Origin of the sequence: Kineococcus siccus, from assembly GCF_009906795.1 — a bacterium.
In the GTDB taxonomy this organism is placed as follows: domain Bacteria; phylum Actinomycetota; class Actinomycetes; order Actinomycetales; family Kineococcaceae; genus Kineococcus; species Kineococcus siccus.
The window spans coordinates 1-598 of record NZ_JAAALN010000447.1 but is presented as its reverse complement, the minus strand read 5'-3'; the positions used below and the strand labels follow the sequence as shown (position 1 = coordinate 598).

Below are 598 nucleotides of genomic sequence, written 5' to 3'. Positions count from 1 at the left end.
CCCCTGGTGCCCCCCGGCCCCGAGCTCACCGCGCAGGAGCGCCGCCGCTACGCGCGCCACCTCCTGCTCCCCGAGATCGGTGAGCAGGGCCAGCGCCGCCTCAAGAACGCCCGCGTCCTCGTGGTCGGGGCCGGCGGCCTCGGCTCCCCGGCGCTGCTCTACCTCGCCGCCGCCGGCGTGGGCACCCTCGGCGTGGTCGACGACGACGTCGTCGAGGAGTCCAACCTCCAGCGCCAGGTCGTCCACTCCGACGCCGACGTCGGCCGCCCCAAGGTCGACAGCGCCGCGGAGGCCGTCGCCCGCGCCAACCCCCTCGTCACCGTCCACCGCCACCGCGAGCGCCTCACGGCCGCGACGGCCACCCGCCTCCTCGCCGGCTACGACCTCGTCCTCGACGGCTCCGACAGCTTCGCCACCCGCTACCTCGTCAACGACGCCTGCGTCCTCGCGGGCCTGCCCTGGGTGTGGGGAGCCGTCCTGCGCTTCGACGGCCACGTCGCCGTCTTCCACGACGAGCACGGCCCCACCTACCGGGACCTGTTCCCCACCGCCCCGCCCGCCGGCAGCGTCCCCGGCTGCGGCGGGCGGGGCGGTGGGG

1 protein-coding gene is annotated in these 598 nt (G+C 77.1%); it reads left to right on the top strand.

Going from position 1 to position 598, the window contains the following annotated elements:
• Window positions 1-598: HesA/MoeB/ThiF family protein (locus GTR02_RS22065; protein ID WP_205709831.1), on the top strand; the 598-nt coding region annotated here is incomplete at both ends.